The organism is Actinoplanes palleronii, assembly GCF_016862315.1.
Lineage (GTDB): Bacteria > Actinomycetota > Actinomycetes > Mycobacteriales > Micromonosporaceae > Actinoplanes > Actinoplanes palleronii.
This window is the reverse complement of record NZ_BOMS01000031.1, coordinates 106898-123214: the sequence shown is the minus strand read 5'-3', so window position 1 is coordinate 123214 and position 16317 is coordinate 106898. Positions and strand designations below refer to the sequence as shown.

The following is a 16317-nucleotide window of genomic DNA, read 5'->3' as shown; positions in this document are numbered from 1 at the left end:
GTGTGCCACAGCCGATCGTCGCGAATCTGGAGAAGATCGCTCAATGCACGTGGACGGACGATGACGACCCGGACCGGAGGGACCCCACCACTATCGAGGTCTTGATCGGCCCCAACGGCGAACTCGGTGGGGAAACTTTGCGGCGCTTTCCAGGCCTCCGACTGGTGATCTGTATGGGCACCGCCTACGACAACGTTGATCTCGACTACTGTCGTAAGCGCGGCATCGGCGTCAGCAATACGGCGGGCTATGCCGGGCCTTCGGTGGCGGAGCTCGCGATCGGGCTGATGCTCTCAGTTGGCCGGCGCATTAGTGAGATTGACCAGGCCATCCAGCAGGGCGCGACTCAGACCACCGCCTTCATTGCCCACGACGTCAACGGTCGCACTGCCGGGATCTTCGGGCTCGGTGACATCGGGAAACGAGTGGCCCGAGCCTGCGATGCACTCGGCATGCAGGTGGCATACACCAATCGATCGGGGCGCCGAGGTGGCATCGGGCAGTGGATGGAGCGAGCGGAGCTGTTCGCCGTCGCCGATGTCCTCTTTCTCACAGCGCCGCTCGACGCGGATACCGAAAAGGTGATCAATGCCGAGGCGATCGCCCGGATGAAGAACGGGGCAGTGCTGATCAACGTCTCCGCCGACGAACTCGTGGATTTCCCGGCGCTCCACCAGGCGCTGGTCGACGGTCATCTGGCCGGCGCGGGCATCGATGTCATCGGCGACCCGACTCGCTACGCCGGTGTGCCGAACCTCGTCACGACCCACTTAAACGGCTGGTGGACGTACGAATGTCAGCTGAGGTGGGCGGACACCTGGGCGGCTGCGTTAAGCGGCTGGATTGCCGGCGAACGGGTGAACCCCGTCTTGTGAGAGGGTGGCAATGGAAATCGACGGTCAAGAGATCCTTCGGCTGCACCAGGACATCGACATGCAGTGGCGCCGGATCGGCGAGGGAAAGTTCCTCTCCGGTTGGGAGACAGTCAATCCCTTCGAATATGTGCCGCACACCTACTCCGCCGACCAGATGGAGTGCTACGACATCCTCAGCGAGGCCGCCGACTTGGCGACCCTGATCCAGGACTTCCACGCGAACGCCGACGGCATCGAGATCGCCCCCAACTCGATCTACATGACCAATGGCTCCAGCCCTCTACTGTTAACCATCTTCCTGTTCGCGCAAGCACAGGGCATCACCGAGATCTTCTACGTTCCACCGATTTACTACTCGTGTTACTACTTCGCGCAACGGCTCGGCATCAGACTTACCCCGATCTCAACCATGCCTCTGCACGGCGACGCGGACCTAAGACTGCCCACCGAACGGTCCACTCTGCTCTTCTGCGATCCCATCTGGATGGCCGGCACGAAAGTGCACGAGAAGCATTTTGACCGCATTCGGGATTGGCAGGCGGACACTGGATCACTAGTCTTCGTCGACGGCACCTTCCAATACACCCAGTGGGATCAGCCTCGGGCGCCCGAACAGACATCGCGCCTTCTGCCGGACTTGACGGTCAGACTGGTCTGCCCAACCAAAAGCTTGGCCGTCCACGGAGTCCGCTTCGCTTACCTGATCTATCCGGAGCGCTTCAAAGAGGACATCCGCTATCCCTGCTCCAACATTACCGGTTCCACGAGCACCATCGGCTATCTGCAGGCGGTGGCCATAATGAAGGCGTTGAACAGCGCGGAAGGCAATGCGCTCCTAACCGGCCACATCGCCAGGCAGCATCGCCGACTGCTGTCCGACGGCCTGATTGGCCCGGAGATGGCCACACCGAACGCAAGCTATTTCACGTTCGCCGTGGTAGGCGATAACATTCGCCGCGAGTGCTTGACGATGGACGAGCGACACTTCGGACTGCACGGCTGGCCCGGCTACATCAGGGTCAATCTGCTGTCTCCGTACTGGGAGACGATAGCGGGCTCCAGCGCCTCAAGAATCTGACAGAGCCGCTGGGGGTCACACCCCAACGGCACCCGCAGGAATGGAGCTGCGCCGGGGACGTTGTGGTAGTTGGCAGAGCTAACGAGCACCAGGTGGAAATCGGTGAGGAGCCGGTGGGAGAGGAGCTCGACATCGAGGCCCACCGGCAGCGGAACGCACGCCTGGGTGCCACCGTCGACGGATAGCTGACCCTCAGCTGCCCCAGCGGCGTTCAGTCGGGACCACCACCGGATCACCTGCCGGCGTCCGTCAACCACCCGGTCAATCAGGGCGACATTGCCATGCTCCAAGAGGCGACGTGCGAGCTCCTGGTTGAGCCCGCCCACGGCGATGTTCTCGAACTCGTTCCGGACCACCAGCCGGTCCACCTCATCGGGGGCTCCGACGACCCAGCCGACACGCAGGCCCGGCGAACCGTAGCTCTTCGACATCGAGTCGATGTAGAAGATGCGCGGGTCTTCGAGGTAACCGAAACAAGGCCGCTCGCCGAAAACGAACGAATCGTAGACGCCGTCTACGACTAGGCGGAAGTTGTCGGCGCGCCCGCTCATAAGGGTCTTGATCTCTGCCTCGTCCCATACAGCGCCGGTCGGGTTGTGTGGCGAGCAGAGATACAGCGCTGCATCGCGGGAAGCATCATTTGCCATGTAGTCAAGGAACTCGTCCGAGCCCACGCCGCGGACCGAGAGGCCGGCGGAAACGGCAAGAAGATGGATGCTAGACAGCATCGGCATTTGGCAGATCAGTGTCCGCAGCCCGGACGAGCGGAGATGCCGGAAGACCAGGCCGAGTCCAGCGAGGCCACCGTGCGTTATGCACACACCCGACCCCTCGACCGATTTGCCGCGATCGCGTTCCCGCTGAAGCACCGCATCGATCAGGAGTGGTTCGCCGCGCGGATCCTCGTACCTGGCCGCGTAGCGAGCAGCACTAAGCCTTCCGGTCAGCGGGTGGCGACCGGGCCACACAGGCACGTTCTCGATGCCGTCAATCCAGCGGATCTCCGGGTGTGCCCGCACATGGGCGAGCTGCCTCTGCAAAGCACTCAGCGTCAAGCCACCCACCCGCTCCGCGGCGACAGCAGTAGCCCGAACTCCAGCCCAGTCGAATCGACCTCTGGGTTCACCGTGGCCGATCGGGCGACGGAAAACCCGCAGTCCGCGAAAATCGCCTCCCAGTAATCGCGGCTAGCCAGCCGCTGCTCAGTCAGCGCATGCAGCAGGAAATATGCGTTGTAATACCGGTTGGCCAGGCCGGTGGTCATGTCCAGACCGTCCCGGCCGGGCTCAACCTCGACGACGAGAAGGCGTGAACCTCGTCGACTGATCGCCCGCAACACCGACCGTAAGCTCTCCTCGCCCTGCTGCTCCAGGATTTCCTGGAGCACGAACGAGGCCAGGAAGCAGTCGCGGCGACCGTCACCGGATTGAGCGGCGATGAAGTCCTGCACAGTCGTGGTTTGGAACGACAGTCTCGACGCCAGGCCCCACGAATCGATGGACTCATTGGCGGCTCGGATGCTACCGGGATCGCTGTCGAGTCCGATCCCGGCCTCGGCTTGGTTCTGCTTGATCAGGGATGCCAGGAACGAGCCGTCGCCGCATCCGATGTCGATGATCCGTCCGAGTAGGGCGTTTTCACCGCTCAAAAGCGACACGATCATCGGGATCGCGTCGTATTGACTGATGCCGCAACTGCCGCGACCGACAGCGACGGCGTCCCGGCTTCCGAACGGGGCGCCAGCGGGAAGCAACTCCCGGATGGTCGGCAGAAGCTGCCCGTAACCGCCGATCAGCAGGGTGTACCACGGCTCGATGCGGGCGACTGCCCGCATCTTGCCAGTCAGCTCCCACCGGTCGGCCACCCGGGTGAGATAGCGCTCATTGACCAGGTAACCGAGCAGCGCGGATAGCCGGTCCGGATCCATCGCATGCCGATCGGCCAGAGCGGCCAGGTCAGCCATCCCTGACTCAATGCTGCGCGCCAGACCAGTATCCAGAAAAGCATGCAACGCGAAGGCGGTGAACGCCTGCGCGACTGGTTGTAGCGCCTCGGCGAGCTGCCCTTCCATGGTCGCTTGCCGGATCGGATGGAAGCCGATGAGCACCGTCTCCACATCCGCAAGATCAGCGAGCTTGTCGGCCAAAACGGAGGCTTTTTCGTCGCTTCGGGTCAGCACCCGCACGAACGGCCGCGGCCGCCCGTCAAGATCGAGCACCTTAGTGTGCGCCTCGACGACCACGATGTCCGCCACGAAAGCGCAGGTGCGTAGTCTCTCGTCGATGCTCCGTACGACTTCTGGATGTGCGCTCCGCGAGATTCCATGCAGTTCGACTGTCGGCAAGGGTCCACCTCTTCCGGACGGGCGGCATTGTCATTCGCCTCGCGCGCGGTCGATCTCGCGGAGGGCATCGGCTGTCTGGTGGGTCTCCGGATGATCGCGCCCCAACACACGCAGGCGCGCCTCGTACACGCGCTCGAGAGCCTCGCGTGCCTCATTCATTCGGCCTTGATGGGCCAGCGCGACACCAAGGCTGTGGTGATTTGCAAGCGTCGTCGGGTGCTCTCGGCCCATAAAACCGCTACGGATGTCGAGAATCGCCTGGTAAGCCTGACTGGCCTCGAACCACCGACCCTGTTCGGCGAAACTCCGCGCCTGAGCGTCCCGGGTTGCCAGGGTCAGAATGTCGCGATCACCGACGAGGCTGCGCTCCTTGCGGATGATCTCCTCAAACAGCGGATTGCAGGCGTCCCATTTGTGCTGCGCGGACAGCGCGCGCGCGAGGTGGTGCTCGCTTGCCAACGTCTCGACGTGGACGCCGCCAAGAGACCTCGCCCGGGCTTCGAACACCTCTCGCGCCTGGTTCTCCGCCGCCGTCCACTGGCCTTCGTGAGCGTAGGCACGCGCTAGGTCGTGACGGATGGCCAGCGTCACCGGGTGATCGTCCCCGTTCGCCCGGGCGCTGACTCCGGCCAGTTGCTTGAAAACCGGTAGCGCCTCGCCCCAATGGCCTCGCCTTCCCCTCTGCAGCGCTTCCTGCTGAAGCAGGCGAAGCTTGGGCGGCGATGTGGCTGGCAGCGATCGGCCAGCGTGGAGGGCCATTCGGGTGAGTTGTTCGGCGGCCGCCAGACCGCCGCTCCAGTCGTAGGCGAGTACGGCTTTGCTCGCCATGTCGCAAAGAGCGCCGAGGTCGTCCTCGCCTAGGAACTCTGGCGTTACCTTAAGTAGGGCCTGCAAGTGAGGCACGAGCATGGCGAACGCGGGCCAGTCTCGGGGGGCGCTGAAGGACAGCGCGCGGATTCTCTCGACGACGAGCGACGACGCCACCGCGCACACCAGGTGGGGGCTAGGCTCGGAGCCGCGACGGAGATGGCTTCGATTGCTGTCGGTAATCGCTGGATGCCCGACGATGCTTGGGGGTGGCGTCGGTCCGCTGCTGATTAAACCGTAGCGGAGTAACCCACGAAGTGCCTGCTCTACTCTGAGCCGCACGTCAGTGCCAGCTGCGGCACCTAGCAGCGGATGTAGCGCCTCAGAATCGAGAAGGTCGAGTGGAATGGTCGCGTTCGCCGCGTAGCACGATATGAGGCGTAGAAGTGCTCTGGCCTCCGGAACACCGCGTTTGGACAGATCGTCGAGTGACAGCTCCCAAGTCGTCATGAGATCATCCCGTTCACCGATCGAAGTTGTGTTGGTGGCGGCCAACACCTCTACGGTTTGATGCCGGTAAGCCAACCGGTATTCGTCGAACGTCGCCCACCGAGCCAAGGGATATGCCAAATAGGCGCCTGCGACGCGCAGAACGAGCGGAAGTCCTCCCAAGGTGTCGGCCAGAACTTCGGCGTCCTCTCGTACGCCAGCCTGCGGCGCCAGGCGGAGCAGGATGCTAGCAGAGTCCGAACGGCTCAGCGTGTCAACGTTGACAATGTCTGACTTACTGCTCCACGAGGTAGCGTCTGCATTCCGCGACGTGATGATGAGCAAACCGCGTGGGCTCGATCGCACCCACCCTGTCCCGGTCGAGACGTTGGCGGATTGTCCCGGTGCATCGGCGGCGACCCAGTTGAGCACGGACGGGTCGTCGACATTATCGATCGTAATCACCCAGCGCTGCGACGAGCGGCGCAGGAGGCGCCATAATCGGTCGGGCGCATCGGGATATCCGTCACGCACTGCGACACAGTCGGCTTCGGTACCACCGACCGCTCGAATCACCGATACCAGACCGCCGACGAGCCGCGCCCGGTCCGATCCGTCGATCCACCACACTGAGGGACTGGGTCGCCGCGGCCAGCTACGGCCTGTCATGGTCCGGCAAAACTCCGCTGCGACGGTCGATTTGCCTATGCCTCCAACGCCAGCGAGAACGATGACTCGATCCCCCTGCCTGAATGCACGGGCAAGGAGTCGCAGAGTCGTCTCACGTCCGACAACCTCGCGGGGCAACCGACCGAGCGGGACCGCTACAGTGTCACCGAGAACATAACCGGAACCGCCCTCGTGAGGCGCCGCATCCGCCGTGCTGGCCTTTCGCTGCAGACTCTTCTTGCCCTGCTGTAGCTGAGCGGACCCGATGATCAGGGCTCCGACGCCGGCCACAGAGCCGACAATCGTCCACAGTGCTCCAGCGTCCATCATCTTAGAGTAGTCAATAGATGCCCATGATCACAGCGGTAACAGTATGATCCGTTTGCAGCCCGCGAATCTTAGCGACTGCGAGTCAGGTTATCCGCCAAGCACAAGACCCATCGTCTTAGCTCTAGTCGCAGGCACACCGCTCGCCGCAGGACCTGAGTTCCCCGTTTCGACGGAGCGCCTCGGAACAGCCCCGAGGGCTCGGATGCTGTTAGACACCCTTGCCTACCCGCCGCACTTCTAATCTCAATCCGCCAAAGGGATACGCTCCTGCCTGACTGTTTGATTTAACCGTTTTGCCTGCTCGTGATTGCCGTGTCAAGAACGCGCCTGGATCACATAGCGCCTGAGCACGGTTCCATAAGCCTGCCCGTAATCCACGTCGTCAAGACTTTGAACACACGTCCGAACGTAAGGCCTCCCGCCTGGGATTTTCCATGCCGGCGTTACGACGTCGACTATTCGCCCTTGAGGTTCCAGTCCGCGTCGGTGTCGTTGATAGTCGCGTCGTTGTAGCGGGCGGTGTTAGCTGCTGGCCAATGGCCGCCGCCCGGGAAGCTGGTCGGATCGGTAGCGTCGCTGTGCATCATGACCATGGCGACGGCCTGCGAGGACAGGAACGTCGCGAGGACACCGGCGGCCACGGACAGTGCCGTGATGTTCACCGTGCCTTCCTCCACGAAGATCACGCCGCCAATCTCGGAAAAGACTGCGCTACTGATCGCCGCGACTGCGGCCGAGGCGGCGACGATCAGTTTGGCGGCGATCGTGGCGACCGCGAGGTAGAAGACCGAGCCGGCAAGTGCGCATTGGATCAGGTTGCCCATGGTGGTTCCGGCGATCGAGCTGACCGGCTGGCGGCAGCGGACTGCGCCGCCGCCACGGTGACGTAGGCGCTCTTGGCGTCGCCGGACTATTTTGAGTCGTCGATGATCAGGTTGGTGTCGCTGAGTTCGGTCGCGACGCCGCTGAACCCGCTTTTGATGTCGGCCCACTTCCAGGAATCCTGGAACATGATGATCGGCGCGACGGCCCCTTTGAGCAGGTCGGCGATAAAAGCGACGATCTCCTTGCCAAGTTCCACGGTCTCGCGGGCTATGTACATAAGCGCTTCGCCGATCACGTCGGCCACCCACCACTGGCTGGCCACACGGTCGGCGGCGGGGATGGCTTGATCCAGCTTTGCGTTGAGCGTGTTCATTCCCTCGTTGATCTCCGCGATCACCGCTTCGTGCTGCGCGACGCTGAACATCACGTTCCCCCGTCAGTAGATGTTCTTGATCCGGTGGGCGCCGGCCCGGTCTTCGGCTTCGTAGGTGTCGGCAGCGCTGCGCAGGGTGCTCGCGATCTCCCGCATCGCAGTCACCCCGTTTCATGAAGGAACATGAATGTCTGTTCTTCACCGACCCACGCAACCCCGACGTCGCCAAATAAATCTTGCGGCACTCTTGGAGCAACATCGATGATTATCGTCGCCGGGCCGGTGAACAGACATCTTGACCTGTGCGAACACGGTCGTACAGGTCACCACCCACCTGCCGGCATAGCCGCTATGCCGCAGCTATCGCCGCGCCATGGGCGACGTTCTTGGCGCGCGGTTCCGTCCCCGCAGCTGCTCGCGAGCGCCGAACGGACTCGTCAACTGCTGGCCGAGATCAGCGGTGACGCTCCGGAAGCAGTGACGCGGCGAGCGGAGCTCCGCGCACAACACGCTCGGATAATCGCTGAGGCCAAAGCAAACCGACATCAAGAACAAGCTTTAGTTCGCGACCGGATAGCAGCGGCTGGCCTGCCCTTTTGGGCAGGATATATTCCCGCCGAAGATGTTCCTGAATAAGGTGCGCAACCAGCAGAAAAGTTGCCTGGGAGCCCTACCCGAGACCCTGTGAATACCGTCATGGTCGTTCATTTCCGAACGACTCGGTCGTTCCGCATGACCGTCATAAACGGTGTGCCATGTAGAAAGCCAGTCCAAGAGAGTGTCTCGTGGCCGCACAGGCAGCGGTAACGGACGAAAGGATAGCTCTTGCGGACCGGAAGCCTGTCTAAATCAGATCATCGGCTCGCATTGGCGATCAGGGCCGTTGGCCGGTATTCAGCGGTTCCGGTACGCACTACTTGCCCCCGACTCAGCATCCGCTCCACAGCCTTGCGCAGCGCCGTCTTGGCTCTACGTTGCACCTCTGCGCTCCAACGCACATCGATCAACTTGATGTTCAACTGCTCGATCGACCATACACGATCGCCACTGTTGATCATGAGGGCAGCCACACGATCAGCCCACGGGCGATCGCTGTCAGGACTGGAAATATCACGAGCGCCGCTTTTGCCGACACGATCTTCGTATGGGGGTCGAGTACTCGGCAGCCGAACCGTACGCTTCGCCGACGGCTGCACTCCTACGCTCCTCGAACCGAGAAGGTCGCTATTCGACTCCGCAGCCGTTTTGGCATCAATGCTCACGCACTCAGCGGTGACCGGCACATCGACGTCGGCAGTCGACCGCTCAGCGAGGTACCTCTCACGCAGTTGTTGAACGAACATCACCTTGTCGCGAAGCGAGCCGATTCGCTCCTCCAGCGTCACCTTCTCCTCGCCCAGCCGTTCCAGCTCAGCAGTCAACTGATCCAGCTCGGTCTGGAGAAAGTCGGGAAGAGGCCTGCGGGTCAAAGCGTCCGGCATGTCATCACGTTAGCTTCCAACCGTCACGAGGGACACCACCCCGGGTTCACCGAACCGGTCGGGCAACCAACCCGGGGAGGACGTCACCCCATCCGTCATACGTTGCCCGGTGTTCCGATTTGCAACAGCGACGTATCGGCTGGTCACAGACGACGTGATGACACGATGATGTGTTCGGTTCGAGACTGCCCACTCTCCGCAATCACTACCGTTCACCAGTGGCGACACCGCACCGAGTCCACGACCCTCACGTGGCGGTCTGCGGCCCGTGGGACAAACCGTCAGGCCGTCACTGCACTGGACACCCGCTGCCCCATGCGCTCTCACATAGACAACGGTAGCCAACACCGTCAGAGACGGTTACACAAACCGTAACGGTCCGGTGCCGACTGAACCGAGGGCGTCCAGCGACAGAACTGCCACGACATCGGCAACGAACGTCCTGGTGCGGCACTGTCGACTCACGACCCACGATGATGGGTTCGGTTCAACACTGCCCACTTCCCGCACAGGTGTACGCCAGCGGTGTCCTGATCGGCAAGACCGTCACCGCGCTCGCCATCGGCACCTCGCATACATGCGCTATCGCTTCCGGTGCCGCGTACGCCTGGGGTTCGACGGGCCAGGGCCAACTCGGCAACAGCTCGCTGACCGCGTCGGTCCCGTTCACGGTCACCGGCCTGCCCCGCACCGCCACGTCGATCACCGCCGAGGAGCTTTTCACTTTCGCCGCGTCGTCGAGTGCCGCGTACTGCCGGGGCCTGGGCGCTTCCGGACAGGTCGGCAAACGGCGCCAGCATCGCCCGGGTCATGACCCCGGCCGCGGTCGTCACGACCACCGGCCTGGCCGGTAAGACGACCACGACGGTCACCGCCGGCAGCGCGTATGCGTGCGCGCTGGAGTCCCAGCGGATGTTCTGCTGGGGCAGCAACCAGTACGGCCAGCTCGGTGACGGGACCACGGCCGGGCGTAACACCCCGGCTGACGTGTCCACCGCGGCGACGCTGCTGGGCGCGAAGACCGTCGCGACGCTGACCGCGGCGCATGTATTACTCATGCGCGCTGACCACCGACAACGCCGGGTTCTGCTGGGGCAACAACAGCGCCGGCAGCTGGTCGCCGCGACCGGTGACGTGACCGGCCGGACCAGCCCGAACCCGATCCAGATGACCGGGATCCTGTACCGGCGCACGGTGTCGGTGCTGGACGCCGGTAACGGCACCACGTCGATCGTGGCTTCCTGACCCGGGCCCTGCCCGCTGCGGCCGTCCGGCGCCGTCCCTCACCGGGGCCTGGCCGGGCTGGGCGGCCGCCACCGTGCCCGGGGCCGTGGGAAGTTCCCCGTCGTTCGGCTGCCGGTACTCTCCAAGCTTGCGCGGTAATGATCCTCACTCGCTCCGGCTTATCCTCGCTGGCCATCGACAGGACCTCCCTGGCAATCCACCGCGTTACTGCTACGGGGCCAGTCCCACGAGGACTTCCCGAAAGCATTAAGGATGAGACCGGCGGACCATGCACTTGGAAACCTCCAGTCTCGCTACCTTCCGTAACTCGGCAGGGAACTTCTCGAGGAACCACCGGAAGCCCGTCTTGAGGACTTTCCACGATTTGAGGTGTGCGATGGCGCTTTCGGCCGCCCCCAGCGGGACGCATCGCCTGACACGGCCGGGTGAATCCGAAGTCGCTATCCGACGACCGGACTGAACGCGAAAGAACCAGCGGGTGTATCAATGTCCTGTGATCAGGATAACTTTCGAGATCAATGAAGGCGCCGACTCGCTGTGCTCCTGGCTCAACAACGACGAGGGCGCAGGGCGGGCCACGCCGAAGCCCGGCGAGCCCAAGACAGGAGAACTCGGCCTTCTGACAGAGATACTCACCGTCGTGATCGGCCCAGAAGGCGCGGTCACGGCAACAGTCTCGGCGACAGCCTCGGCCCTAATCTCGTGGATCCGACGGCGGACCGGGAACTGCACGGTCAAAATCACCCGAGCAGACGGATCCAGTTACGAGATCACTGCCACCAACATCCGGTTGCGCAACGCCGACGAGATCCGCGCACTCGTCGCCGACACCGCCCGCTTCATCAACGGCGACACACCCACCGAAGCCCTCCCCACAACGCCGCCGGCCGACGGCACCCAACGGTGATCGGACTTCCCGACCTCAGCAGCCCCGGCACGCGGATCGTCCTTGCCGGCACCGGCACCCATCGCCGCGGCGTCTACCCCACATCCACCGCTTCTGAGAGCGACGTAACCCCCATCGTCGACGTACCCCAAGTGAAGGACACCCTCGTAGCGCTACGCCAGGCCTTCATCGAGCGGTGCGGCGTCAACGGCGAGCAGATCATCCCGTTACTGGACCCGGCGGACCCGCGCGAGCTGGGTGACGGCATCAGAGCCGCCGCAAGAGCCGCTACCGAGGTTTTCCTGCTCTACTACGTCGGGCACGGGCTTATCAGCGGCGAGGAACTGTATCTGGCCACCTCGGACACCACCGACGGCGGTGACAGCGTCGGATACACCGGCCTCGCGTACGCGCAGGTGCGCACGCTTCTACGCGCGTGCGGAGCCAAGTCCATCGTCGTGGTCTTGGACTGCTGCTTCTCGGGCCGAGCTAACAACCCGCCTGGCGCCGCAGCCGTAGCCGCATTCGGGATGACCTACATACGCGGCGGTTGTCTGCTCGCCTCCGCAGCGGGAGAGGAGGCCGCGCTGATCTTACCCGACGAGCCATACCCAGCGTTCAGTGGCGCCTTCATCAACATGCTCAACACCGGAGACCCTCTCGGACCGGCCCGGCTCACCGTTGCCTCCGCCTACGAGCACCTGGTCAGGGAGCTTCCACCGGGCGTGCCGCGCCCGCACCTGCAGCAGAGCGGAAGAGCCGGCCGGCTGATCCTCGCGCCCAACCCTGCATACAGGGTCCCGATATTCCCAGTCGACGAACCCACCACCGCCGACGCGGAATGCCCGTACCCGGGCCTCCAACCCTTCAGCGACGCTCGTGCGGACTACTTTTTCGGCCGCGAGCAACTCGTGGACCGGCTGATCCAGGCGGTGGCCGAACGGTTCTTCAACAACGCTCCCCTTGTCGTGATCGGCGCCTCCGGCGCCGGTAAATCGTCGTTGCTCTGTGCCGGCATGGTTCCCGCAATACGCAACGGCGCGCTACGCATCTCCGGCGCGCATCGCTGGCCTGTCGAGGTGATGACCCCCAAAGAGGATCCGCTCGCATCGCTCGCCTACCAGTTGCAGGGCCTCACCGGCAGAGCCGCCGGCGAGCTGGTCGCGGTAGCCTGCAAGGACACCGCGGCATTCAGCGACTTGGTCGAGTCGGCGCTCGGCGAAGACGACCGGCTCATCCTCGTCGTGGACCAGTTCGAGGAGTTGTTCACCGTCACGCCGAACGGCGCGGTCAAGAAGCGTTTCCTGGAGGTACTCGGCCGGCTCTGCGGCCTAGGCAAGCCGATGATCCTTGTCGTCGGTGTTCGGGCCGACTTCTACGCACACTGTGCGGCGCTCCCTCTTCTCGCGCCCTCGCTGGGAAGCCAGATCCTAGTCGGGCCGATGGACGTCGCGTCACTGCGGCAGGCGATCGACAAACCCGCCAAGCTGGCCGGTCTGGCCGTCGAGCCAGGTCTGCCCGAACTGCTACTCAGAGACCTCAACGCTCGGGACCCCGACACGGATGGTGAGGCCGCTCAGGCTCCGAGCCTGCCACTGCTCTCCTACGCCCTGCGACAGACGTGGCTACGCAGCGGACGCGCGAAACTAACCCTGGCCGGCTACCAGGCCACCGGCGGGATTTTGGAAGCTGTGGCTAACAGCGCCGAAGATACATACAAGAACCTCAGCGACCGCTTCGGGCAGCAGGGGCAGGACGCGGCTCGGGAACTGATGCTCAGCCTGGTTCATGCCGGCGACGGCAGGGCCGACACTCGGCGACGGGTGCGGCTGACCGACCTGTTCGCCGACGGTGACACCGCGCAGTCTTCGCACTTGAAAGCGGCTCTCGACGCCTTCGACAACGCCCGGCTCATCACCATCGACGGCCACCACACGGAGGTCGCTCACGAGGCTCTCGTTCGTGCCTGGCCCCGGCTGCAAGAGTGGCTCCACAGTAACCGCACCGGGCTGCTCGCTCATCAGCGCCTCACCGAGGCAGCCGACCTGTGGCAGAACAAGAACCGCAACCCGGACGCGCTGATCCGTGGCGCCGTGCTCGCCGACGCCCGCGCCGTGTTGCAGCGCCCTGCCCGCCGGCTAACGCCCACCGAAAAAGACTTCATCGCCGCCAGCGAGGAGGAGCGACGGGCCGCCGAAGCAGCGGTGCAACGCACCTCCCGGCGGTTCCGGGTCCTGTCCGGAATCCTTGCGGTGCTGCTGGTTGCCGCTGGCGGCCTCGGCGTCAAGTTGCAGCGGGCAAACCTCGCCCAGAGACAGATCACCGCCGCGTCCGACAGCCGCGGCTTGATCGCCGAGGCCGAACTACTACGTGACACCCGCCCCGACGTCTCAATCCGGCTGAGCCTGGAGGCGATAGCGCGTGACCCGGCGAACAACACCGCACGCACTGGCCTGATCGACACGATGATCCAAACCCGACACGACGGTGTGCTCACCGGGCACCTGAACCCAGTGACCTCCGTCGCATACGCACCCTCCGGTCAGCTGCTCGCCAGCGGAGCCAGAGACGGTGCCGTCATGCTCTGGAACCCGGTCACCCGCACCAGGGTCGCCGTGATCGGCGCACCGGTCCACGAGTCCAAAATCCGCGCTCGGGTGGCGTTCCGGGACGCGCATACCCTCGTGGTGATCAGCAACGACCGGGGGCACCGGGCAGTACCGGGCCGAGGAGCCGGGCTCACCTTCTGGAACATCGACGACCCCACCCACCCGTCCTGGACCGGCACCCTGCCGCTCGACGGCTTTCTGTCTCGGATGGCCCTGAGTTCCGACGGCACGACACTGCTGGTCGCAGAAAGCGACCCGGCCTCCATCAGCGCCTGGAACATCACCGATCTGCACCATCCGCGCCGCATCCCTGGATGGGAGCCTCCGTTCGCCCCCTCTACCCAGCCGTCGCCCTACTTCACAGGCGACGGCGAGCCACAGACGCTGGCGCTGACCCCGGACGGGAAGACCGCCGTGATCGCCTACGGCGACCCCTACGACAGCCCGGCAGGGTCCGAGGATTCGGTTGAGCTCCGACAGGTCAGCGGCGGCAAAACCATCAGTACCTTCGCGAACTCCGCGGGCGGTCAGAGCGACGCGGCGATCTGCCACAACCACGGCCGGACCTTGCTCGCTTACGCCGGCGGGGGCGGGAAAGCTCACGTGCGAGACATCACCGACCCCCGGCATCCCGGGCGCTCTACGGATCTGATCGGGCACACCGACACCGTGTTCGACCTGGTATGCAACGCCGACGGCACCCGCCTGGCCACCTCGGCCTCCGACGGCATCGTCAAACTGTGGAACATCGAACGGTCCGGCCGGGCCGTTTACCAACTGGACCTGCGCGGTCACCAGCAGGGCGTCGGTGCGCTCGCCTTCTCCCCGGACGGCACCTCACTTGCCAGCGGGGGCAACGACGTCACCGTACGACTGTGGCGTGTCAGCACGGCGGCACCAACCCAGATCGGAGTGCTCAGGCAGAAGATCGGTTTGAGCCCGCCCGCCTTTGTCGGCACAAAAACCCCGATGGTTCTGCTCTCCGGACCCCACGCCAGCGTCCACGTCCTTCGCCCGGACGGAACCGACATCAGGCTGAACCCTGCGCTCGGCAAACAGTTACGCGGCTGCGTTTCAGCCGTCCACGACCAGCGGATCGTTGCGATGATCGACTGCGACGTCAGCGGTCCGGCAGGGGGGCCGGTGACATTGTGGGACTTCGGTCAGCCCACCAGCCCCCGATTCATCGCAGCCATACCGGGAACGACCGGCTGGAAAACCCGGTTCGTCGCCAATGGCAAGAAGATCGTGGTCTACCGAGGCCACGATTCCGACAACGACAGCACGACCCTGCTGTACAGCGTCGGTGAGCAGCCGATGCTGCTGGACAAGACAGACAACATCGTGGACGTCACAGCGGTCACCCGGGACGGCCACCGCGGAGTCTTCAAGGATGCTTCCCGTGTAGTTGCCTACGACCTCTCCGACCCGATACGTCCCCGCCTGCTCCACGAGAGGAAGGAAGTCGGAGGAGGCGCCAATACTGCCGCATTGCATCCTGCCGGCGGAGTCTTCGCGACCGTCGGCGAAAATCCCTTCGTCCGTCTCTGGCGCATCGGAGATGACGACCGGATCGAACTGATCACCCGACTGAAGGAGCACACCAGCGTGGTCCGGGACTTAGCGTTCAATGACACGGGAACGATACTCGTCACCGGCGGCAACGACCGGACCGCGATCATCTGGGACGTCACCGATCCTGACCGGCCGGCGGTTCTGGCACGGATCGACCACGGAAGCCCGGTCAACGGTGTCGAGTTAGCTGCTGACGACGGGAGTCTGCTGCTGAGTGGCCTGGACGGGCCAGCGGACGTGTGGGACATCTCCCGCCTGGCTGCCATTCACGCCGACCCAGTAGGTCATGCCTGTCTGCTGGCCGGGCCGAAACTGTCGAACGACGACAGGAGCCGGTATCTCCCAGACACGGAGCTCGCAGCCGCCTGCTGAGTTCACGGCGGCCAGGTGCCCGCCGCGGTCACCGACGGATGCGCCGTGTCGGTGCCGGCGTTTGTCACGGTCAGTGCAGAGATCAGAGATGACGCCATCGGCGGGTGGGGTCCTCGGTGTTGTGCAGTCCCAGAAAACTCCATGTCATCTTGAGAGCTTCAACCCGCTCCGATCGCTTCTACAGATGCCACTCACTGCATGGACCCCTTCAGGCGTCCCTCCGCGAGAACGCAAACGCCCTGCAGCCCGTGCTGAGAAGACCTCAATGAGTGGGAGAGCACAGCCCACAGGGTCGTTGGAAGCTTCAACTCTACTTGAGCGACTCAATCTGGCGCTCACGTAAAGCTACTTCAGCCTGG

The 16317-nt window shown here is 64.0% G+C and carries 13 protein-coding genes; 6 read left to right on the top strand and 7 right to left on the bottom strand.

All coding sequences use genetic code 11. From position 1 onward, the window contains the following. Nucleotides 1-2 precede the first annotated feature (2 nt). Nucleotides 3-875 (top strand): 2-hydroxyacid dehydrogenase, encoded by an 873-nt coding sequence (locus Apa02nite_RS11940; RefSeq protein ID WP_203825101.1) that lies wholly within the window; start codon nt 3-5, stop codon nt 873-875. A gap of 10 nt (nt 876-885) precedes the next feature. Then, on the top strand, nt 886-1953 hold the full coding sequence (locus Apa02nite_RS11935; RefSeq protein ID WP_203825100.1) for an aminotransferase class I/II-fold pyridoxal phosphate-dependent enzyme: 1068 nt from the start codon (nt 886-888) through the stop codon (nt 1951-1953). Here the strand turns inward: Apa02nite_RS11935 and Apa02nite_RS11930 are convergent. From Apa02nite_RS11930 to Apa02nite_RS11905, 7 genes are all read right to left on the bottom strand, one after another. Beyond that, nucleotides 1884-3008, bottom strand: a complete 1125-nt coding sequence (locus tag Apa02nite_RS11930; protein ID WP_203825099.1) for an aminotransferase class I/II-fold pyridoxal phosphate-dependent enzyme — start codon at nt 3006-3008, stop codon at nt 1884-1886. The genes Apa02nite_RS11935 and Apa02nite_RS11930 overlap by 70 nt on opposite strands. Continuing rightward, nucleotides 3005-4207: a methyltransferase domain-containing protein gene (locus Apa02nite_RS11925; RefSeq protein ID WP_203825098.1), complete on the bottom strand. Its 1203-nt coding sequence runs from the start codon at nt 4205-4207 to the stop codon at nt 3005-3007. The genes Apa02nite_RS11930 and Apa02nite_RS11925 overlap by 4 nt, the downstream gene beginning before the upstream one ends. Before the next feature lie 120 nt (nt 4208-4327). Beyond that, nucleotides 4328-6589: a tetratricopeptide repeat protein gene (locus Apa02nite_RS11920; protein ID WP_203825097.1), complete on the bottom strand. Its 2262-nt coding sequence runs from the start codon at nt 6587-6589 to the stop codon at nt 4328-4330. A gap of 458 nt (nt 6590-7047) precedes the next feature. Continuing rightward, on the bottom strand, nt 7048-7416 hold the full coding sequence (locus Apa02nite_RS50960) for a hypothetical protein (protein ID WP_239164263.1): 369 nt from the start codon (nt 7414-7416) through the stop codon (nt 7048-7050). Between the two features lie 86 nt (nt 7417-7502). Next, on the bottom strand, nt 7503-7841 hold the full coding sequence (locus Apa02nite_RS50955) for a hypothetical protein (RefSeq protein WP_239164262.1): 339 nt from the start codon (nt 7839-7841) through the stop codon (nt 7503-7505). A 12-nt stretch (nt 7842-7853) separates the two neighbouring features. After that, nucleotides 7854-7946, bottom strand: coding sequence for a hypothetical protein (locus Apa02nite_RS11910; protein ID WP_203825096.1), 93 nt, complete (start codon nt 7944-7946; stop codon nt 7854-7856). Between the two features lie 698 nt (nt 7947-8644). Then, complete coding sequence (locus tag Apa02nite_RS11905; protein WP_203825095.1) at nt 8645-9271, bottom strand: hypothetical protein; 627 nt, start codon at nt 9269-9271, stop codon at nt 8645-8647. A 512-nt stretch (nt 9272-9783) separates the two neighbouring features. On the opposite strand from Apa02nite_RS11905, the gene Apa02nite_RS11900 reads away from it, so the two are divergent. The 4 genes from Apa02nite_RS11900 (at nt 9784) to Apa02nite_RS11885 (ending at nt 15958) form a co-directional block, all read left to right on the top strand. Further along, on the top strand, nt 9784-10125 hold the full coding sequence (locus Apa02nite_RS11900) for an RCC1 domain-containing protein (protein WP_203825094.1): 342 nt from the start codon (nt 9784-9786) through the stop codon (nt 10123-10125). Next, the gene (locus tag Apa02nite_RS11895) at nt 10082-10516 is read left to right on the top strand and encodes an RCC1 domain-containing protein (protein ID WP_203825093.1); all 435 of its coding nucleotides are present in this window, start codon (nt 10082-10084) and stop codon (nt 10514-10516) included. The genes Apa02nite_RS11900 and Apa02nite_RS11895 overlap by 44 nt, the downstream gene beginning before the upstream one ends. 493 nt (nt 10517-11009) lie before the next feature. Continuing rightward, nucleotides 11010-11423: an effector-associated constant component EACC1 gene (locus Apa02nite_RS11890; RefSeq protein WP_203825092.1), complete on the top strand. Its 414-nt coding sequence runs from the start codon at nt 11010-11012 to the stop codon at nt 11421-11423. Continuing rightward, entirely contained in the window at nt 11420-15958 is a 4539-nt protein-coding gene (locus Apa02nite_RS11885) for an AAA family ATPase (RefSeq protein ID WP_203825091.1), read from the top strand. Before Apa02nite_RS11890 ends, Apa02nite_RS11885 begins: the two co-directional genes overlap by 4 nt. The last annotated feature ends 359 nt before the right edge of the window (nt 15959-16317 follow it).

Coding starts and splice junctions, on each gene's coding strand:
- Apa02nite_RS11935 (WP_203825100.1), top strand. CDS start 886: ATGGAAATCGACGGTCAAGAGATCCTTCGGCTGCACCAGGACATCGAC.
- Apa02nite_RS11920 (WP_203825097.1), bottom strand. CDS start 6,589: ATGGACGCTGGAGCACTGTGGACGATTGTCGGCTCTGTGGCCGGCGTC.
- Apa02nite_RS50960 (WP_239164263.1), bottom strand. CDS start 7,416: ATGGGCAACCTGATCCAATGCGCACTTGCCGGCTCGGTCTTCTACCTC.
- Apa02nite_RS50955 (WP_239164262.1), bottom strand. CDS start 7,841: ATGTTCAGCGTCGCGCAGCACGAAGCGGTGATCGCGGAGATCAACGAG.
- Apa02nite_RS11910 (WP_203825096.1), bottom strand. CDS start 7,946: ATGCGGGAGATCGCGAGCACCCTGCGCAGCGCTGCCGACACCTACGAA.
- Apa02nite_RS11905 (WP_203825095.1), bottom strand. CDS start 9,271: ATGCCGGACGCTTTGACCCGCAGGCCTCTTCCCGACTTTCTCCAGACC.
- Apa02nite_RS11895 (WP_203825093.1), top strand. CDS start 10,082: ATGACCCCGGCCGCGGTCGTCACGACCACCGGCCTGGCCGGTAAGACG.